Annotated in this window: 19 protein-coding genes; 8 read left to right on the top strand and 11 right to left on the bottom strand. The window is 66.2% G+C overall.

Features of this window, described 5'->3' with window-relative positions:
* Window positions 1-162: 162 nt before the first annotated feature.
* From ACWPOC_RS05875 to ACWPOC_RS05850, 6 genes are all read left to right on the top strand, one after another.
* Window positions 163-405 carry a three-helix bundle dimerization domain-containing protein gene (locus ACWPOC_RS05875; RefSeq protein WP_120281607.1) on the top strand — a complete coding sequence of 81 codons (243 nt, stop codon included), beginning with the start codon at window positions 163-165 and terminating at the stop codon, window positions 403-405.
* A gap of 3 nt (window positions 406-408) precedes the next feature.
* Complete coding sequence (locus ACWPOC_RS05870; RefSeq protein ID WP_120281606.1) at window positions 409-672, top strand: hypothetical protein; 264 nt, start codon at window positions 409-411, stop codon at window positions 670-672.
* Between the two features lie 132 nt (window positions 673-804).
* The gene (locus tag ACWPOC_RS05865) at window positions 805-2,406 is read left to right on the top strand and encodes an MFS transporter (RefSeq protein ID WP_120281605.1); all 1,602 of its coding nucleotides are present in this window, start codon (window positions 805-807) and stop codon (window positions 2,404-2,406) included.
* A 568-nt stretch (window positions 2,407-2,974) separates the two neighbouring features.
* Window positions 2,975-3,193: a hypothetical protein gene (locus tag ACWPOC_RS05860; RefSeq protein WP_060652050.1), complete on the top strand. Its 219-nt coding sequence runs from the start codon at window positions 2,975-2,977 to the stop codon at window positions 3,191-3,193.
* Between the two features lie 101 nt (window positions 3,194-3,294).
* Window positions 3,295-3,708, top strand: coding sequence for a PLD nuclease N-terminal domain-containing protein (locus ACWPOC_RS05855; protein WP_120281604.1), 414 nt, complete (start codon window positions 3,295-3,297; stop codon window positions 3,706-3,708).
* Window positions 3,705-4,325: an Rv1733c family protein gene (locus tag ACWPOC_RS05850; protein WP_147414380.1), complete on the top strand. Its 621-nt coding sequence runs from the start codon at window positions 3,705-3,707 to the stop codon at window positions 4,323-4,325. Before ACWPOC_RS05855 ends, ACWPOC_RS05850 begins: the two co-directional genes overlap by 4 nt.
* A gap of 28 nt (window positions 4,326-4,353) precedes the next feature.
* Here ACWPOC_RS05850 and ACWPOC_RS05845 read toward each other — a convergent pair whose 3' ends face one another.
* From ACWPOC_RS05845 to ACWPOC_RS05810, 8 genes are all read right to left on the bottom strand, one after another.
* A complete protein-coding gene (locus ACWPOC_RS05845) occupies window positions 4,354-5,184 on the bottom strand; it encodes a class II glutamine amidotransferase (RefSeq protein WP_120281602.1) in 831 nt (276 codons plus the stop codon).
* 60 nt (window positions 5,185-5,244) lie between these two features.
* Window positions 5,245-6,567, bottom strand: a complete 1,323-nt coding sequence (locus ACWPOC_RS05840) for a diacylglycerol kinase family protein (protein ID WP_120283981.1) — start codon at window positions 6,565-6,567, stop codon at window positions 5,245-5,247.
* Window positions 6,568-6,757: 190 nt separating this feature from the next.
* On the bottom strand, window positions 6,758-7,822 hold the full coding sequence (locus ACWPOC_RS05835) for a putative sulfate exporter family transporter (RefSeq protein ID WP_120281601.1): 1,065 nt from the start codon (window positions 7,820-7,822) through the stop codon (window positions 6,758-6,760).
* Complete coding sequence (locus ACWPOC_RS05830) at window positions 7,812-9,410, bottom strand: long-chain-fatty-acid--CoA ligase (RefSeq protein ID WP_120281600.1); 1,599 nt, start codon at window positions 9,408-9,410, stop codon at window positions 7,812-7,814. The genes ACWPOC_RS05835 and ACWPOC_RS05830 overlap by 11 nt, the downstream gene beginning before the upstream one ends.
* Window positions 9,411-9,421: 11 nt before the next feature.
* Window positions 9,422-10,033, bottom strand: coding sequence for an alpha/beta hydrolase (locus ACWPOC_RS05825; RefSeq protein ID WP_120281599.1), 612 nt, complete (start codon window positions 10,031-10,033; stop codon window positions 9,422-9,424).
* Window positions 10,034-10,085: 52 nt separating this feature from the next.
* Window positions 10,086-11,138, bottom strand: coding sequence for a BKACE family enzyme (locus tag ACWPOC_RS05820; protein WP_120281598.1), 1,053 nt, complete (start codon window positions 11,136-11,138; stop codon window positions 10,086-10,088).
* 54 nt (window positions 11,139-11,192) lie between these two features.
* Window positions 11,193-12,041 carry a TauD/TfdA family dioxygenase gene (locus ACWPOC_RS05815; protein WP_120281597.1) on the bottom strand — a complete coding sequence of 283 codons (849 nt, stop codon included), beginning with the start codon at window positions 12,039-12,041 and terminating at the stop codon, window positions 11,193-11,195.
* 94 nt (window positions 12,042-12,135) lie between these two features.
* Complete coding sequence (locus tag ACWPOC_RS05810) at window positions 12,136-13,110, bottom strand: quinone oxidoreductase family protein (protein ID WP_120281596.1); 975 nt, start codon at window positions 13,108-13,110, stop codon at window positions 12,136-12,138.
* A gap of 166 nt (window positions 13,111-13,276) precedes the next feature.
* On the opposite strand from ACWPOC_RS05810, the gene ACWPOC_RS05805 reads away from it, so the two are divergent.
* On the top strand, window positions 13,277-14,287 hold the full coding sequence (locus tag ACWPOC_RS05805; RefSeq protein WP_120281595.1) for an AraC family transcriptional regulator: 1,011 nt from the start codon (window positions 13,277-13,279) through the stop codon (window positions 14,285-14,287).
* Between the two features lie 182 nt (window positions 14,288-14,469).
* Complete coding sequence (locus ACWPOC_RS05800; protein ID WP_120281594.1) at window positions 14,470-15,870, top strand: MFS transporter; 1,401 nt, start codon at window positions 14,470-14,472, stop codon at window positions 15,868-15,870.
* A 33-nt stretch (window positions 15,871-15,903) separates the two neighbouring features.
* Here the strand turns inward: ACWPOC_RS05800 and ACWPOC_RS05795 are convergent, their stop codons facing one another.
* The 3 genes from ACWPOC_RS05795 to ACWPOC_RS05785 all read right to left on the bottom strand — a co-directional run bounded on the left by ACWPOC_RS05795 (window position 15,904) and on the right by ACWPOC_RS05785 (window position 18,434).
* Entirely contained in the window at window positions 15,904-16,341 is a 438-nt protein-coding gene (locus ACWPOC_RS05795) for a type II toxin-antitoxin system Rv0910 family toxin (protein ID WP_120283979.1), read from the bottom strand.
* Between the two features lie 96 nt (window positions 16,342-16,437).
* Window positions 16,438-18,072 carry a solute symporter family protein gene (locus ACWPOC_RS05790; RefSeq protein ID WP_455408182.1) on the bottom strand — a complete coding sequence of 545 codons (1,635 nt, stop codon included), beginning with the start codon at window positions 18,070-18,072 and terminating at the stop codon, window positions 16,438-16,440.
* Complete coding sequence (locus tag ACWPOC_RS05785; RefSeq protein WP_455408181.1) at window positions 18,069-18,434, bottom strand: DUF485 domain-containing protein; 366 nt, start codon at window positions 18,432-18,434, stop codon at window positions 18,069-18,071. Before ACWPOC_RS05785 ends, ACWPOC_RS05790 begins: the two co-directional genes overlap by 4 nt.
* Between the last annotated feature and the right edge of the window lie 89 nt (window positions 18,435-18,523).

Below are 18,523 nucleotides of genomic sequence, written 5' to 3'. Positions count from 1 at the left end.
TCCGCCTCCGACCCCACGTTCGTGGGAGAACGATCAGTTCGGAGCGATGGACGCGGACCGGCCACCACGTACCGCAGATGTTGCCGAATCGTGCCCGGAAGCGGTGCATCCGACGCCGTTTCGAGCCTTGACGGATCTCGGGACCGACGTCACGATTGGCCGATGAGCGGTGACGACGAGTTCCGTCAGATCCAGCAGGTGACCGAACGCCTGATCGTTCGATATCCGCTCGTTCCCCCGGACGACATCGCACGTGCGGTGCACGGCGTCTATCGCCGATTCGCCACGAGCAGGGTACGAGACTTCGTTCCGCTCCTCGTCGAGAAGGCGGTGAAACGTGAACTTTCCGAACCTACGCTTCTCGATTCCGTTCTTCCGCCCACGATTCCGGAGGTCCGAAGGTAGGACGTGAGCAAGCACGAGCACCCCACCCGTCAGGGCGCGGCGGTCGGTCTCGGCTGGGGTCTGTCTGCGGGAGTGGTGGCCGCACTCTTCCCGCCGGTGGGCATCGGCCTCGTCGGCCCCACGGCCGGCGGAACGGCGCTCGGAGCACTGCTCGGGCAATGGCGCGATCAGACAACGTCGCATTCTCGAGAGCAGGGTTCCTTCACCGAGGTGGTTGCCGACGCGACGCGGCGCACCGTAAAGGGTTGTACGTCCGATCTGCTGTAGGCGCTGCATTTTCAAGTTTGCCGCGCTGTCGACTTCCCGATGTGAGGGGCGCTCGGGTGGCCTACTGTCTGATCAGCACTGGTCGACCGGTCGGATCGCCGCCGGTCCACGACAGTGAGGTGGTGATCTGCCATGGCCGACGGGATCTCTTCCGCCGAAGAAGGTCAGCTCTCCGGCCGACGTCGGTTGCTCGCCGTGCTTCTCGCGATGGCGATGTTCGTCCTTGTCGTCGACACGTCACTGATGAACGTGTCGATCTCGGCGGTGGTGCGCGACCTCGGCACCACCGTCAGCGGTGTGCAGTCCGCGATCGCGCTCGAAGCGCTGGTCTCGGCGGCGTTCATTCTGATCGGCAGCAAGATCGGTGACCTGATCGGTCGCAAACGCGCATACGTGCTGGGACTGCTCGGCTACGCGACGGGCGCTGCGGCGATGACCCTCGCCCAGGGACTGACCGTGGTGATCCTCCTGTGGGCGGTGGTCGGTGGGATCGGCGCATCACTGCTGCTGCCTGCCATGCAGTCACTGGTACACGGCAACTTCCACGGCGCCGCTCAGAAGAAGGTCTACGCACTCGTCGGCGCGGCAGCTGCGATCGCCGCTGCAGTCGGCCCATTACTCGGCGGCTTCGTCACCACCTATCTGTCGTGGCGGGTCGGGTTCGCCCTGGAAGTGGTGATCATCGCGGTGGTACTGGCCGGCATCGGGCTCGTCCGGGACGTGCCGTACACCGGGCCGCGCGGCGTGGACCCGATCGGAGCCGTGCTGTCGGTCGTCGGCATGGGTGGGATCGTGCTCGGGATCCTGGTGTGGCAGGAGGGCGGCGACGCGGTCGCGGCACTGCTGCTCACAGGAGCTGCCGCGCTCACCGCTCTCACCTACTGGTTGATCCGCCGCACACGGCGCGGCGAGCCTGCCCTGCTGGACCCGGGTCTGTTCCGGTCGAAGGTGTTCCGGCTCGGCGTCACCGGGCAGATGCTTCAGCAGATCGCGTTGGGCGGGACGATGATCGCGCTGCCCATCTATCTGCAGATGGTGCTCGAGTACAACGCCATGCAGGCCGGTCTCTCACTCGCACCGCTGTCGCTGAGCATGTTCGCCGTCGCTCTGCTCGCGGGGAACAAGGCAGGCAATCGCCGTCCCGCAGTCATCATTCGGTGGGGGTTCGCGCTCGTCACCGTCGGCGTCGCCGTGCTGCTCCCGTTGGTACCCCGCGCGGACTTCGGGTGGGCGCTGCTGGCACCACTCGTCGTTGCCGGTGCCGGGCTGGGGCTGCTGGTCTCGCAACTGAACAACTACACCCTCGCCCCGATATCGGAGGAGCGAGTCAGTGAGGCCGCGGGCACCAATTCCGCGGCCGGGTCGTTCGGGCTGTCGTTCGGACTGGCCTTCGCCGGGGCCGTCATGCTGGCCACCTTGTCCCTCACGTTCACCGCCATGACGCAGTCGAGCACCGTCCTGCCGCCCGACGAGAAGCAACACATCGCGCAGGTCCTCGAGGAGGACGCCGAAGTCATGAGCAATACGCAACTCCAGAACCTGCTCGCCGGCCGGCCACCCGAGATCCGCGACGAGATCATCCGCATCAACACCGACGCCCGGCCCGTCGCGCTGCAGGCCGCGCTGCTCGTGCCCATCCTCACGGGACTGCTCGGACTGCTGAACTCCTTCCGGATGATGCGTGAACCCGACGCACCGCCCGCGGCACCGGGAGCCGCACCAGGACTGCTCTGACACCGCTTCCGCACTGCACCCGTCGGCGCCGGCGTGACAAGGAAAGCCGTTCCGCGAGACCCGGGATAGGCAAAGAAGATCGGTGCCACACGCGTCACGATGTCCGCCACCGGCGGATAGTGGATGGACCGGGCAATGCGGGCCCACGCCGTAGCCAGCGGCAGGTGAGACCGTCGCAGGGTCCGGAACCCGTCCATCGTGCGGAGGCCCCCGCTCGTTGCTGAATCGACGATCGAATTTACCGGAATATGTTGCGGTGTCCGACCGAGCAGGCGCACAATTCGGCAAAAGAGGGCGATGAGCGCCCCGTGTGGGAAGTGACCGTGTCGATGATATCGATGCTGGGGGACCGATCGAGCGGCGAGCCCTTGCGCGACGCCCTCGCAGAATTGTGATTGCAGCGGAGCCGGCAGCGTTGTCACGCCGATTCGGGCACGAGCAGGACGATTCACCGTCGTCGAGTCCGGACCGACAGCGCTGCCCCGTACCACGAGGTCGGTGACCGGACGATCGAACGCGGTGACACCGTCGTTCTCGACTTCGGCGACCAGAGAACGCAGGACTCGAGATGAGCACTGTGCGCGCCACACCCGACAGTCAGATCGCGGATCGGCTTGCCGCCGAGTTCGAGGGCCACCTCCCGCGGTATCGGATCGAGGCAGTGGTTGCGAGCTGCCTGGAGGACCTGCGAGGAATTCCGGCGCCGGCTCTGCCGGAGCTGGGCGAACGCCTCGCCCGCCAACGTCTGCTCGACCTGGTCGAAAAGCCGAAAGCCGCGGTGCCCTAGCTACGGCGGTGCGGTGGCAGAAAGACGTACTCTCCCCCGCGGCCAGACCGCTCCGAACTTCTCGGCCTGTCTCGCCGGTCCCTTCACCGGAGGTGCACATCATGGACTCGTTCTGGGATCTCCTGTGGTACACGATCATCGTGTTCGCCTTCGTGGCGTACCTGCTCGTGTTCTTCCTGATCCTGACGGATCTGTTCCGCGACCACACTGTGTCCGGGCTGGGCAAAGCCGTCTGGGTGATCGCCCTGATCCTGATTCCTTTCTTCAGCGCTCTGCTCTACCTGATCGTGCGCGGACAGGACATGGCCATCCGGGCCCGAGAGGCTCAACTCGAGGCCCGACACGCCACCGACCAGTACATCCGGCAGGCAGCCGGCAGATCCGCCGTCGATCAGATCGCCGACGCGAAGGCGCTGCACGAGTCCGGGGCGATCACCGCAGTCGAATTCGAGCAGCTCCAGACTCGTGCCCTGGAACAAGACACCCCGGGGCGCGGCGAGATGCCGAGCCGATGATGACCACCGGGCCGTCGTGCTCCGTGCGATTGTGGCGGCGCGCGCCCTGGCACCGGAGCCCGCTGCTGCGCCGTCGCGACCGGCTCGAGTCGACGGCAGCTCTCGTGGTGGTCGTCTTCGTGGTGATGATGGTGCCTTTGGCAGCCACCGTCGGCACCGTCACCTACGGCACGCTGGTCGAGCAGGCCCGCCAGGACATCCACACCCACCGTCAGGTCGAAGCAACCGTTCTGGACAGCGCCCCCACCGTTGCCGCGGCGCCGGAGACCGCCCCACCGCTCCCGCCGGCCGTCGACCAGACCGAACTCCGGTGGGTGCGGTGGAATGTGGACGGGCACACCCACACCGGCCGGCTGAGTCGGCCGCTCGACGCGCAACCCGGCGCGACGATCGACCTGTGGGTGGACCCCAGCGGCGTCCCGGTCGATGCTCCCCACAGCGGGACGGACAGCGCCACTACGGCCGTGCTCACAGCGATAGCCGTGTGGGCGGCCGCGTTGGTGGGCGGGGTCGGGTTCTGGTACGGCATACATCGGTACAACGAGCACCACCGAATGCAGGAATGGGAACATGAATGGCGCCGGGCGCACCACACCCCCGGGTGGTCCGTCGGTTGACCGACCGGTAGCGAGAAATTCGTCGTGATCACATCGAGCGCACGGGTGAGATCGGCGCGAACGGCCGGAACTCCTGGTCGCTCCCCCGAACGACACCCGCGCTCGACTCGGGAACCTCCAGCCAGGCCCCTTCGAGATCCCGAAGGGGTTCGGACACCACGAAGCGGGTGTCGTCTCCCAGCTGGTACAGCACTTCCACTTCGGGATGCTGCGCCCGTATCGCCTTGATGTCGGCCGAGTAGAACAACGAGCGTGTCTTCCGCTCCGTCGAATACCGGAACACCCAGACGCTGCTGCCGTCGGTGGTGGCGATCGTTCCCTGCATGGGATTCTCGATGCCCATGCGTGCTCCGATATCCTCCACGAAACCGACGGCCTTCGCCACGCCGGTGAACGGGTCGTCGGCGAGGCCGAAGGTCAGCGCGAGGTAGAACAGCATCTCGGAATCCGTCGACCCCCGGATCGCGTCGTAGAGGCTCGCGTCGACGGCCATCGCCAGGTCCCGTTTCATGAGATGGAATCCGTGCACCGCCCCGTTGTGCATCCACAACCTGTTCTCGTAGCGGAAGGGATGGCAATTGGTGCGCTGCACCGGAGTTCCGGTCGAGGCGCGGACATGCGCGAACATCAACGGCGTACGGATCTGCGTGGCGAGCTCGCGGAGGTTGCTCTCGTTCCAGGCGGGTTCGATGCACTTGAACAATGCGGGCCTCGGGCCCTCTCCGTACCAGCCGATGCCGAAGCCGTCCCCGTTCGTGGTAGTTGCGCCCATCTTGGAATGCAGGCTCTGGTCGATCAGGGAGTGCACCGGCCGGAACAGGAGGTCGTCCATCAGGACGGGATCACCGGTATACGCCATCCATCTGCACATCCCTTCATTGAAGTCGTAGGATGCGCCGGAATGTGAGATCCGAAGAGTTCAATTCGGCCACAATATCTTCCGCAACCGAACGGAATCGAGGTGCGGGGGCGGCACACGCGCTCCCGGACGGTTGCGGGGAACACGAACTCGTAGCGCTCCGGTGGAGATCGTGCATCGGACGGGTGTCGACAGCATCACCGACTCACCGTCGACTCCGACCGGAATCTCCGGTACATCCGCATCGACGACCACTTCTGCGGCGGTGCGCTGCAACAGGCCTCGGTTGTGGGTGCGACGGAACAGGCCGACCGCCTGGCGTGCGTTCGAGACCGAGATCGCGACGACACCGAGCCGGCCGCTGTCCAGGCGGGGCCGGCGGCCCATTCCTGCCAGGTCGTCGAAGGCGTACGGACCGTTGCTGACCAACACCGCCTGAGGTCCCTCGACGGTCTCGGTGTCGATGTGCGCCCGCAGACCCGGCCTGCCCTGCTCACCGAGCAGATCGGGCAGCATCTGCAGCACCGTCGCCGTCTTGTCGGCACGGTACTGAGGGCTCCGCACCACCTCTGCGTAGACCCCGAAGGACGCATTGTTGACGAACGGCCGCTCGTTGATACGGCCGAGATCGACGCGCAGTTCGACCCCGTCACGGAGGGCGTCCAGACCCGCAGCGGGATCCTCCCGGTCGAGCCCGAGGTCGAGAGCGAAATGATTCCGGGTTCCGGCGCTGATCACCACGAACGGAAGTCGGTGTTCCGCTGCGACCGCCGCGACGAGGGCCTGTGTTCCGTCGCCACCCGCGACGCCGAGCAGGTCCGCCCCTCGTTCGACGGCCTTCTCCGCCAGTTCGGTGACGTCGAGTTGCTGCGGTCCGCTCAGCAACACCACTTCGGCGCCGAGTTCCTCGGCCTTGCGCTGCAGGTCGTAACGGACGACCTTGCCCCCGCCCGAGCGTGGATTCATCACGAAGAACGGATGGTGCACGGAAACGGCCGGGAATTCCGGCTGCGGATTCACGCGATCGCCTCGTAGGGCGCGGCGTCCGCATGCGACCGCCACGGCGACGAGCAGCACCGACACAACAGCGACCCACAGGTGACCCGACACTGCGAAGACGACCACCACGACCACCGGCACGAGGACGGTCACGGTCAGAGCCACCGCGCGGACCACCCCCCGGTGGGTGAGGAACCAGTAGGCCCCGGCAACGGCCAGGGCTGCACCGGCCACCGCGACCAGCAGCAGCGCGAGGACACCACGCAGACCGGCTTCGGCGATCGGAAGCACGATGGCAACGATCAGCACCACGACAGCGGTCCACGCCCACCAGCGGGAGTCGGCGGATACCGGGCCCCGGTGCGATTCGTGTTCCTCGGCCATCGACTCGACCTCGCAATCGTTCCTGCGCGCCCGGGCAGCCGACCTCGCGGGCCGGACGGACTTCTCGGGTCGAGGACCGACCACCACTTCCGAGCTTGGCACGATCGTGCGCGGGTGAGAGGTGTTTTGCCGGTAGAGAACTCTGCGACACCGAACGTTCCGCTGTGCCGGCAAGCCGGGCGCGGACCGTTCAGCTCAGCAGGAGGGCGCCGACGAGGGCGATCAGCACCACCCACAGCGTGGAGGCAGCAGCGAGCACGAACGGTCGCAGCCCGATCGAGCGCAGCAGTCCGACCCGGACCCCGAGACCCAACCCGAACATGGCCGTGGTCAACAGCGCTGATTGCACGAGCGCGGCCTGTTCGAGCACGACGTCGGGCAGCACGCCGGAGGACCGCACCGCCACCGCTGCCAGGAATCCGATCACGAACACCGGCACCAGAGGCGGCTGCCGGCCGACCGTGTCCTCGTGGACGCCCGTCTCGCGACTGCGCCGTCGGCGGACCACGCCCAGATATGCCATCACCGGGGCCAGCATCAGGACACGGGCAAGCTTGACCACGGTGGCGACCGCGAGAGTTCCGCCGCCGATCATGCCTCCGGCAGCGACCACCTGCGCGACCTCGTGGATCGACCCACCGGCGAGGATGCCGGACTGCAGGTCGTCCATCCCCAGAACTCCCACCAGCAGCGGAATCCCCGGGATCATCAGTGTGCCGAAGACGACGACCAACGCGATCGAGGTGATCACCTCCTTGCGCTTCGCGTCGACGACTCCGTCTGCGGCAGCCACCGCCGCGGCGCCGCAGATCGAGAATCCGCACGAGATGAGGACACGTTGCGTCCACGACAACCCGAGGACCCGGCCCAGGTACATCGTCCCCGTGATCCCTGCCGCGACGATGATCACGACGAGGGCGATGACACCCCACCCGAGGGCGAGGATGTCGTGGAAGACCAGTTGGAGGCCGAGCACGGCGATGCCGAGGCGCAGTAGCCGCTTGGCCGAGAAGTCCACGCCGGGGCCGATCCACGCCGGGACGGGGATCAGATTGGCCACCAGCGCTCCGAGCACGATCGAGATCAGCATCGGGTTCACGGCGGGGAGCAGTCGGCCGAGCACGATCGCGATTGCAGCGCCGGCCGCGCACACCCCGATACCCGCGACGAGGGCAGCCGCGCGGGGACGCGCACCCCTCGGCGTCGACTCCGGCCGCACGACGTCCTGCGGCGCCGACGTCACCTCACCCGACATCCGGCGAACCCTGACTCGTCGACACCGTGCCCGTCGATACCGCGCCTGTCCGTACCGTGGTGACGAGTTCGCGCTTCAGGATCTTTCCCGTCGCGGTCGTCGGAAGCGTCGTGACGATCTCGATCGAGCGCGGATATTTGTATCCTGCCATCCGGTCTCGACACCAGGAGATCAACTCTTCTTCCGTGGTCTGCTCCCCTGCCTCGAGGATGACGAATGCGCCGACCTCCTCGCCGTACACCTCGTGGGGGACGCCGACGACCGCTGCGAGCGACACTGCCTCGTGGGTGATCAGTACTTCCTCGATCTCGCGGGGGTAGACGTTGAAGCCCCCGCGCACGATCAGATCCTTCGCTCGATCGACGATGTAGTAGAAGCCGTCCGCGTCCCTGCGAGCGAGGTCGCCTGTACGCAGCCAGCCGTCCCGCATCACTTCGGCGGTGGCATCCGGCCGGCCGTGATATCCGGACATGACATTGTGTCCGCGCAGGGCGAGTTCCCCGATCGTGTCGGTAGCTGTGACGGTGTTCCAGTCGGCGTCGACGAGGCGGGCCTCGACTCCCCACACCGGGACTCCGATCGATCCGGGACGTGGGTCACGTTCCGGATCGCTGAACAACGCGAGCGGAGACGTCTCGGACAGCCCATAGCCCTCGAGGATCCGGACACCGAAGCGCTCGGAGAAGCGGGTGAGGATGTCGACGGGCAGGGCGGCGCCACCGGAGATCGCCCGGCGCATCGTCGCGGCGATCCGCTGCACGTCGACCGTCTCGTCCACCGCATCGAGCAGAGCCCAGTACATCGTCGGGACCCCGGCGAAGACGGTGATGTCCTGCTCGATCATCAATGTCAGTGCGGTGCGGGCATCGAAACGCGGTAGGAGAACCAGCGTGGCTCCCACCGACAGTCCCGCATTCATGGTCACGGTCTGACCGAAGGAGTGGAACAGCGGCAAGGTCACCAGGTACGTGTCGGTACACATCGGACTGCTGTCGAACAGACGGTTCGCGGTGAGCGCGTTCGTCACCATGTTCGAGTGGGAAAGGCAGGCTCCCTTCGGTTTTCCTGTGGTTCCGCTGGTGTAGAGGATCACCGCCGTGTCCTGCGGATCACGTACCACCGACGAACGGACATCCGATACTTCCCCCAGCGCAGTATCGAGACTGTCCGCACCATCGAGTCCGCCGACGACGAACATGTCGCGACACTTCGGTGCTGCGGCGAAACCGGCACGACCGTATTCACCGATAGGCAGGTCGGGTCCACCTTCGGAGCAGAAGAACGCCCGGGCGCCGGAATCCTGCAGATGGTAGGCGATTTCATGTCCCTTGAGCATGATGTTCAACGGCACCACGACGGCGCCGGCCTTGAGGATGCCGTAGTAGACGATCACGAACTCCGGCACGTTGGGGATCGACATCGCCACGGTGTCGCCCGGCGCGATTCCACGCGCGATCAACAGGTTGGCCACCCGGTTCGCTCGGGCGTCGAGTTCGCCGTAGCCGATCCGGGTGTTCCCCAGCACCAAGGCGTCCCGGTCGGGATACCGGCGGGCGGAATCTTCCAGGAGAACGGACAGATTGAGCATCGTGCTCGCTTTCAGAGTTCGGACGGTACAGAGGTGATCTCGGACGGTGCTGCCGCAGGACGCCCGAGTAGCTCCCGCAGGAGGACGTCGGCGGCAGGCCAGTCGCCGAAGCCGGAGGCAGGATTCAGATGTCCCACCGCACCGAGGTCGACGAACCGGCTGCCCCACGCCTCTGCCAATCCCGCGACCCGGCGCCGGTCCGCGAGTGGATCGTTGCTGCTCGCCGCGAGGATGCTCGGAAAGGGAAGACGGTGACGTGATATCGGGAGCCAACCGCCTCGATCGAGGTCGTCCGTACTCGGATAGCCTGCGGGGAGCGGCTGTTCGATATCGGCCGGGGTTGCGAGCAACGCACCGAGGACCGGCCTGGCCGATATGTGCGCCCAGTGCGCGGTGATCAGGACCCCGGCGCTGTGCGCGACCAGCACGATCGGTCCGTCCACGTCGCTCACAACCGCGTCGAGAGCGGCGATCCGTGCGTCCAGGCTCAGCCGGTCGTAGTCGAGCGGGGGTACGGTGCGCACCCGGTCGAGCCGATCGGCGAGCAGTGTCTGCCAGTGGTCGGCGACGTGGTCGCGCAGACCGGGCACGATGATCACGGTCGGTTCGGTGTCGTCGTTCATCTCTCCGAAACTTTCTTGGCGCAGTGCATTTCCGAGCGGGGGCCGCCGGGTGTCAGCTGTGGTGGGTGAAGCCGACCTGACCGGGGCGGCGGTTGGGGGCGTAGCCGAGCTTGGCGAGCGTCTCGTCGGCGTCGCGGTAGGTTTCGCCGATCCGATAGATCTCGCGGGCTTCCTTACCGGTGGCGACTTCCCGGCCGAGTTCGTCGGCGAGCCGAACCAGTTGCCGGATCTGCTCGACCGAGGTCATCCTCTGGCCCTTGCGCCCCCAGAGAGTGTCCTCGTTGCCGCAGCGGGTGTGCAGCCCCATGGCGATGGCCATGGTGTTGACCGGCAGCACCGAACGCATGAGGGTTTCGAGCGTCAGGCAGGCACCGTCCGGGACACGCTGGATGAAGTTCATGATGTTGTAGGGGTTCGGTCCGTCGAAACCGCCGCCGATCCCCACCCAGGTCAGATTCAGCGGACCGGTGTAGACGCCGCGGCGGATCAGGCGTTCGACGGTCTCGAGCTGCGGGATGGACGACAGCTGGAAGTGCGGTTGGATGCCGGCGGCCTGCAGGCGACGCAGGTGCTCCTCGACCCATTCCGGCCCAGCGGGCACGGTCATCTCCCGGTAGGTCACCGCGAGTTCCGGACGCTCCATGGACGTGCCGGCGACGTCGTCCGCGGTCATGAGCTCCATGATGTTCATCTGGCTCGTGTTGATTGCGATGGTCACCTGGTCCGGCTTGGGATCGAGTTCGGCGAGCATGTGCCGCACATCGTCCGAGAGCCACTTCGCTTCGGCACCTTCGCCTTCCGGCGCGAAGGAGATCGATCCGCCGACCTGCAGGATCATGTCCGGCACCGCTTCGCGCAGGCGGGAGAGCAGTTCGTTGAACTTCGACAGTCGCTTGCTGCCCTTGCCGTCGAGTTCGCGAACGTGGATGTGCAGCACCGTGGCTCCGGCCTCGTAGCAGTCCACCGCCTGCTGGACGTGGTCGTCCATCGTCAGCGGCAGGTCTTCCGGGAAATCCTCCGGTTCCCATTCGGGTCCGTACGGGGCCGCGGTGATGACCAGCTTCTCCTGGCATTCGGGGAACAAGGCATCGTCGTGGAAGTGCATCGTGGTCTCCTGTGGATCGGGTCGTGCGTGATGAGGGAAGGAAGTTCTCGAAGGTCAGAAGGGACGATCGCCGGCGATTCCGGCGCGCTCCATCCTCCGGACGGCAGGCCAGTAGTCCTGGACCGCGTAGTGCTGGGTGGACCGGTTGTCCCAGATCGCCACGCTGTTCGGCGTCCATCGCCACCGGACCTGGTACTCGGGGATCGTCACCCGGCTCTGCAGGTACCGGAGCAGCTCGCCCGCCCCGGGGGCGTAGTCGATACCGCAGCGGACGTTTTGTGCCGTATGGAAATTCGTGAAGTGTGTGGTGAAGCTGTTGACGAAGAGGACCTTCTCCCCCGTTTCGGGATGGGTGCGGACGACGGGGTGCTCCGCGTCCGGGAACCGGTCCTTCAGCGCGAGTCGCTTGTCGATCGGCATTCGCGCACCGAACGACGCCTCGATGCTGTGACGCGCGCGCAGCCCGGCGATCTGTTCCTTCACGTGCCCCGGGAGTTGCTCGTAGGCGAGTGCCATGTTCACCCAGATCGTGTCGCCACCGACGGCGGGACCTTCGACGCATCGGAGCACCGATCCCATGGGCGGGTTCTCCCGCCAGGTGGCATCGCAGTGGTAGGAGTTCTCGAACGCCTCGGGTGGGCTGTCGAGGTCCTTGTAGATGCGGACCAGGCCGGGATGTTCCGGATCGCTGCCGAGTACCGGATGGTCCTCGAGCGAGCCGAAACGCTCGGCGAGGGCGACGTGCTCGGCCCTGCTCATCTCCTGGTTCCGGAAGAACAACACCTTGTGTTCGAGCAGCAGCGCCTTCAGTTCTGCGAATCGTTCGTCGTCGCGAGTCACCTCGGCGAGGTCTACGCCGTGCAGTTCTGCGCCGATACTGCCGGTCAGCGGTTGTGCGTCCATTGGGAATCGGCGACGTGCCTCGTCCCGGACATGAGCGTGGTGGGTGGTGGTCATGACGGTCTCCTGGGCGTGAGGGGGTGGATCGGGCCGAAGGTCAGAGTGAGAACACCGACGAGCCGACGCTGATGCCGGCTTCGAGGTCGCGGTGTGCTCGTTCGGCGTCGGCGAGTGCGTATCTCTGGTTGATCTCGATATCGATGTCTCCGGCCGCGACCTGCGCGAACAGCTCGTTCGCCAGTTCGGCTCGCTCGACGGGATCGGCGATGTAGTCCGCAAGCGCGGGCCGGGTGACGAACAGCGAGCCCTTGACCGCGAGGTCCATGGCGCTGATCGGTGGGATCGGGCCGGAGGCCGTTCCGAACGCGACGAGCAGGCCTCGGCGGGCGAGGGAATCGAGCGAGGAACGATGGGTCGAGGCCCCGACGCTGTCGAACACGACCGGCACACCCGCTCCGTCGGTCAGCTCGCGCACTCGTTCTGCGATGTCCTCACGGGTGTGGACGATGACCTCGGCACAACCGTAGGACCGAGCGACCTCCGCCTTCTCGTCAGTGGACGTGGTTCCGATGACGTTGATTCCCAACCGTTTCGCCCATTGGCAGAAGATCAGGCCGACGCCCCCGGCTGCGGCGTGCAGTAGGACCGTGTCGCCGGCTTCGAGTGGGTGGATGCGGCGCAGGAGGTACGCCGCGGTCAGGCCGCGCATGGTCATCGCGGCCGCGGTGTCGAAGGGAATCGCGTCCGGCAGTGCGATGAGGTGTTCGGCCGGCATGATCCGTTCGGTGCTGTATGCCCCGAGCGGACTTCCGGTGTAGGTGACGCGGTCGCCTTCGCGGAAGTCGGTGACACCGTGACCGACCGCCTCGATCACGCCGGCTGCCTCGACACCCATTCCCGCCGGCAACGGTGCCGGGTACAGCCCGGTGCGGAAGTAGGTGTCCGCGAAATTCAGGCCGACGGCTTCGTGCCGGATCCGCACCTCGTCGGGGCCGGGGTCGCCGACCTCGACGGTTTCCCATTCGAGGACGTCGGGTCCGCCCGTCTCGTGGAAGCGGATCGCGTGTGCCATCTGTGTTCTCCTTGGATGTCGGGCGTTCTGCTACCGCGGGGAGGGTGTGACGCCGATAACACGACATTAACGAGCGGGTATCCGAAATACTTATCCCTACGGGACATATTCGTTGCCATTCGGGGACAACCGTTCCCCGATCGCCGAGAGATCCAGGAGACGCGCGATGACGCTGCCGAAACCCTTGGCGCGCTACGCAACACTGACGGGATTCGTGGAGTTGACCCGCTCGCTCTCGGTCGACCCGATCGAACTGTTGCGCAGCGTCGAGTTGGATCCGTCCGGACTCGACCTGCAGGACCGATGGGTACCGGCAGCGTCGATCGTCCGCTTGCTGGAACTGTCCGCTGCGGTTACCGCCCACCAGGATTTCGCGCTGAGACTCGCCGAACGGCGACGCCTGTCGACCCTCGGACCCTTGAGCGTGGCCATCCGCGACGAGCCGAACGCCCGCAGCGCCCTGCGCATGCTGATCCGCTTTCAGCACACGTACAACGAGGCGCTGTTCATCGACATCACCGAACGTGACGGACTGTCGACGATCGCCCTACGCGTCGAACCGGGCGAACCCATGCCCGTGCGCCAAGCCACGGAACTCGCGGTAGCCGTCATCCACCAACTTCTGCAGTACCTGCTCGGTGACCGCTGGCGTCCCGTGTCGGTGTGTTTCGAACATGGCCGGCCCGGCGACGACAGCATGCACCGTCGCGTCTTCGATGCGCCCCTCGTCTTCGACGGCAACTATTCCGGAATCGTCGTGTACACCGGCGATCTGAATCTACCCAATCGCCTCTCCGATCCCGTCCTCCGCAGTTATTCGCAACAGGTCCTCGACGACCTCTCGGCATCCGAGACCCCCGTGCTCGAGCGGCGGGTCCGGGAACTCGTCGAACTGCTGTTACCGACCGGGCGCTGTTCGGTCGACCAGGTGTCGGCAAGCCTCGGTGTGGATCGCCGCACCGTTCACCGGCACCTGGCCAGGTCGGGGCAGACCTTCACCCGGGTCGTCGACGACACCCGGGCCGAACTCGCCCAGCGACTGGTGGCGAGCGGGCGTCACACCTTCGCCGAGATCTCCGAGATGTTGTCGTTCTCGGCCCCGAGCGGGTTCTCACGCTGGTTCACCCGCCGATTCGGCATGACTCCCCGAGAGTGGCGCAAACGCTCCGAAGCCTGAGTGTCCCGAATTGGACAGAGCTGTGTCCCGTCGGGATAAGTGAACACCTCGCACACCCACTACTGTGATGTGCACCACGACGATGGCAAACCGGCGTGCACGCCCCGCCGCCCCCTTCTCCGCGTGAGAGTCGTGGAACTGCTCGGGTCCTGCCCCACCCCCCTTTCCTCCGAGGAGCTCCTATGGGAATTCTCCCCACCCCGATCGACACCTCCGCCGCACTCTCCCTCGAATCTCCGGACGATACAACGGATTTCGTCGATCCGGCGCACGAGAAGCGTCCACGCCGTCGGATCGCATACCCCTGGTTGGTCTTCGCGCTGACCTTCGCACTGCTGCTCTCGGACTACATGTCGCGCCAGGTACTCAGCGCGGTCTTCCCGTTCCTGAAAGCGGACTGGGCACTGTCGGATTCGCAACTCGCGTCGCTCACCAGCATCGTCGCCCTGATGGTCGGCCTGCTGACCTTCCCACTGTCGCTCCTCGCCGATCGGTGGGGCCGGGTACGGAGCCTCACCCTGATGGCGGTGATCTGGAGTATCGCGACGCTGTTCTGCGCCGTGGCAGCCAACTACGAACAGCTTCTCGTCGCCCGCTTCCTGGTCGGGGTCGGCGAGGCCGCCTACGGCAGCGTCGGAATCGCCGTGATCCTGAGTGTCTTCGTCCCACGGGTCCATTCCGCACTCAGCGGCGCCTTCATGGCCGGCGGCTCGTTCGGTTCGGTCATCGGCGTTGCGCTCGGTGGCGTCATCGCGGTGCACCTGAGCTGGCGGTGGTCGTTCGCAGCCATGGCGGTGCTGGGCCTGATCCTCGTCGCCCTGTTCCGCGCCCTCGTCACCGAAGGCAGGTTGGCAACGCACAAGGCCGGTCAGGACACGGTACCGACCGGATCGTCTCCTCGTCCGGATTCGTCACCCCCGATCCGGGTCCCGATCTCCACACTGTTCACCAGCCCCGCCGTGTGGTGCGCCTACCTCGGGGGCGGCCTGCAGATGTTCACCGCTGCCGTGTTGCTGGCCTGGACGCCCAGCTTCTTCAACCGCGAGTACGGCCTCGCCCCCGACAAGGCCGGGATGGTCGCGTCGATCTTCGTACTGCTGATCGGCACAGGCATGGTGGTGTGCGGGATGATCACCGACCGGGTCAGCCGCACGAACCCGTCGGCGAAGTGGACCAGCGCCGTCGCGTTCTGCATCGTCTCGCTCGTGTCCCTCGGAATCGGATTCCAGCTGGCACCCGGCCCGGCGCAATTGACCCTGATCGGGATCGGCGCCTTCTTCGCCGCCGGGTCCTCAGGTCCCACGGCGGCCATGGTGGCACGACTGACCCACGAGTCGGTGCGGGCCTCCGCGCTGGGCACTCTCACCGTCGCCAACAATGTCCTGGGGCTGGCGACCGGACCGTTCGTCGTCGGGATCCTCGCCGACCGTCTCGGCCTGCTCGCCGCACTACAACTGACCCCGCTCGTGTACGCACTCGCGATCGTGGCGCTGCTCTTCGGTAAGCGTTGGTATGCAAGCGGCGTGGAACGGCTGCACCGTCGGAGCACGGCCGCATCGGATTCTCACCTACCTGTTCGATGAGACCGGGGCGTCATGTCACGCTGCGCCGGGGCGTCAGTTCCCGCCGTAACGGCGCGCGAAGGTGTCGAGCGACGACTGCAGGTCGCCGTGCAGGGCACGCGCCACCCCCGACCCGATCGGACCGAACAGGGGTGCACCACCGAGGTCGATCTTCATCGACAGCGTCGAACCGTCCCCGCGAGCGGCGACGGCGAGCCGCATCGAGAACTTCGTGCCGCCCTTGCCGTTTCCCTTCAGCACCACGTGGTGCGGCGCGTCCAGCTCGACGATGGTCCACGTGACGCGGTTGCGCATGCCCTTGACGGATACCACCGACTGCAGGGTGGTGCCCTCGGCGAGGGTGTCCGGCAGGTCGCTGCGCCACCCGTCGTGGATGCTCAGCCACTCCCCGAACGACTCGAGGCGGGAGGCGTGCTCCCACGCTGCGTGCGGGTCGAGCGGAAGGTCGGTGGACACTTCGAGTTTCGCCATGGTCCGCAACAGTAGACGGTCGGCTCCGAGGGCGGGGCCCCGCGACACGACGGTGGCCCGCCCCCGGATCGGGAGCGGGCCACGCGGCGCAGAGGATCAGTGGGAGACGGCCTTCTCCACACCGACACCGGTGAGCGAGCGGACCTCCATCTCCGCCTGCTTGTACCGATCCTCCTGCTTGCGGCGTCCGACGTAGGTGCCGACGATGCCGAGGGCGAACGCGAGCGGGATGGACACGATGCCCGGGTTCGACAAGGGGAACCAGGAGAAGTCCACGTTCGGGAACATCGCCGAGGGTGCACCGGATACCGCCGGGGAGAACACGATGAGGACGAGGCAGCTGATCAGACCACCGTAGATGCTGAACAAGGCGCCGGTCGTGTTGAACTTCCGCCAGAACAGCGAGTACAGCAGGGTGGGCAGGTTCGCCGAGGCGGCGACCGCGAAGGCCAGAGCCACGAGGAAGGCGATGTTCTGTCCCATGGCGAGGATGCCGAGGACGATCGCCACCAGACCGATCACGACGACAGTGATCCGCGAGACCCGCACCTGCTCGTCCTCGGTGGCGTTGCCACGCTTGATGACACTGGCGTAGATGTCGTGGGCGAACGACGCCGAGGCGGTGATGGCCAGGCCGGCGACGACCGCGAGGATCGTGGCGAAGGCGACGGCCGAGATGATCGCGAGGAACAGCGTTCCGCCGAGTTCGAAGGCCAGCAGCGGGGCCGCCGCGTTCTCCTTGCCGGGAGCGCCGAGGATCGCGTCGGGGCCGACCATCTTCGCGGCACCGTAACCGAGCACCAGGGTGAACAGGTAGAAGGCGCCGATGAGGGCGATGGCCCAGGTGACCGAACGACGCGCTTCCTTGGCGGTGGGCACGGTGTAGAAGCGCATCAGCACGTGCGGCAGACCGGCGGTGCCGAGGACCAGTGCGATGCCGAGCGAGAGGAAGTCGATCTGCGACATGTTGCTGATGCCGTACTTGGCACCGGGGGCGAGCACGTCACGCTGGGCGACGGCCTCGTTCGACGAGCTCGACACCATCGCCTGGGCGTCGGCGAGCAGCTGCGAGAAGTTGCCCCGTACCGCGAACAGGACGAGCACGAACATCAGGCCGGCGCCGGCGATGAGCAGCACGGCCTTGACCATCTGCACGTAGGTCGTGCCCTTCATGCCACCGATCAGCACGTACACGATCATGAGCACACCGACGACCGCGACGACGATGGCCTGGCCGGCCTTGCCCTCGATGTCGAGCAGCAGCGCGACGAGTCCGCCGGCGCCGGCCATCTGTGCGAGCAGATAGAACAACGACACCGCGAGGGTCGAGAGCGCCGCCGCCATGCGGACGGGACGTTCCTTGAGCCGGAAGCTCAGCACGTCGGCCATCGTGAACCGGCCGGTGTTGCGGAGCAGTTCGGCGACGAGCAGCAGGGCGACGAGCCATGCGACGAGGAAGCCGATCGAGTACAGGAAGCCGTCGTATCCGTAGACGGCGATCGCACCGGCGATACCGAGGAACGAGGCGGCCGACAGGTAGTCGCCGGCGATGGCGAAGCCGTTCTGCGGGCCGGAGAACTGGCCGCCGCCGGTGTAGAAGTCGGAGGCCTTCTTCGTCGTGCGGCTGGCCTTGATGACCAGGCCCATCGTCACGACGACGAACGCGACGAAGATGGCGATGTTGAGGATCGGGTTGCCGACGTCGGCCCCACTCTGCGCGAGAACGGTCACTGCATGGGTCCTTCCAGTTCCTCGCGGATCGCGGCGGAACGCGGATCCAGCTCACGGCCGGCGAACTTCACGTAGACAGCGGTGATCACGAAGGTCGTGACGAACTGGCCGAGACCCAGGATCAGCCCGACGTTGATGTTGCCGATGACCTTCGTCGCCATGAACTCGTCCGCGTAGGTGGCGAGCAGGACGTACAGGGCGTACCAGGCCAGGAAGAACGCCGTCACCGGGAACACGAAACGGCGCAGACGGCTGCGCAGTTCCTGGAACTCCGGGCTCTCCTGCATCGTGACGAACTCCTGCGGCGTCGGTATCCGCCGCTGCTGGGGTACGCCACTCTCGCTGAGTGGTGCTGTGGTCACTGCCGACTCCTTGGTCGTCGTGTGAGGTGAGGATGATCACAACGCTAATGAGACGACTGTCACACGAACAGAGGAGACAAGAGGTGGAA

The organism is Rhodococcus sp. 5G237 (assembly GCF_053764735.1).
Note: the sequence above shows the minus strand (reverse complement) of the source record. Positions and strands in the feature narration are given on the sequence as shown.

Excerpts from the sequence above, each read along its gene's own strand:
- ACWPOC_RS05875 (WP_120281607.1), top strand. The coding sequence starts at position 163 with ATGAGCGGTGACGACGAGTTCCGTCAGATCCAGCAGGTGACCGAACGC.
- ACWPOC_RS05865 (WP_120281605.1), top strand. The coding sequence starts at position 805 with ATGGCCGACGGGATCTCTTCCGCCGAAGAAGGTCAGCTCTCCGGCCGA.
- ACWPOC_RS05860 (WP_060652050.1), top strand. The coding sequence starts at position 2,975 with ATGAGCACTGTGCGCGCCACACCCGACAGTCAGATCGCGGATCGGCTT.
- ACWPOC_RS05855 (WP_120281604.1), top strand. The coding sequence starts at position 3,295 with ATGGACTCGTTCTGGGATCTCCTGTGGTACACGATCATCGTGTTCGCC.
- ACWPOC_RS05850 (WP_147414380.1), top strand. The coding sequence starts at position 3,705 with ATGATGACCACCGGGCCGTCGTGCTCCGTGCGATTGTGGCGGCGCGCG.
- ACWPOC_RS05845 (WP_120281602.1), bottom strand. The coding sequence starts at position 5,184 with ATGGCGTATACCGGTGATCCCGTCCTGATGGACGACCTCCTGTTCCGG.
- ACWPOC_RS05840 (WP_120283981.1), bottom strand. The coding sequence starts at position 6,567 with ATGGCCGAGGAACACGAATCGCACCGGGGCCCGGTATCCGCCGACTCC.
- ACWPOC_RS05835 (WP_120281601.1), bottom strand. The coding sequence starts at position 7,822 with ATGTCGGGTGAGGTGACGTCGGCGCCGCAGGACGTCGTGCGGCCGGAG.
- ACWPOC_RS05830 (WP_120281600.1), bottom strand. The coding sequence starts at position 9,410 with ATGCTCAATCTGTCCGTTCTCCTGGAAGATTCCGCCCGCCGGTATCCC.
- ACWPOC_RS05825 (WP_120281599.1), bottom strand. The coding sequence starts at position 10,033 with ATGAACGACGACACCGAACCGACCGTGATCATCGTGCCCGGTCTGCGC.
- ACWPOC_RS05820 (WP_120281598.1), bottom strand. The coding sequence starts at position 11,138 with ATGCACTTCCACGACGATGCCTTGTTCCCCGAATGCCAGGAGAAGCTG.
- ACWPOC_RS05815 (WP_120281597.1), bottom strand. The coding sequence starts at position 12,041 with ATGGACGCACAACCGCTGACCGGCAGTATCGGCGCAGAACTGCACGGC.
- ACWPOC_RS05810 (WP_120281596.1), bottom strand. The coding sequence starts at position 13,110 with ATGGCACACGCGATCCGCTTCCACGAGACGGGCGGACCCGACGTCCTC.
- ACWPOC_RS05805 (WP_120281595.1), top strand. The coding sequence starts at position 13,277 with ATGACGCTGCCGAAACCCTTGGCGCGCTACGCAACACTGACGGGATTC.
- ACWPOC_RS05800 (WP_120281594.1), top strand. The coding sequence starts at position 14,470 with ATGGGAATTCTCCCCACCCCGATCGACACCTCCGCCGCACTCTCCCTC.
- ACWPOC_RS05795 (WP_120283979.1), bottom strand. The coding sequence starts at position 16,341 with ATGGCGAAACTCGAAGTGTCCACCGACCTTCCGCTCGACCCGCACGCA.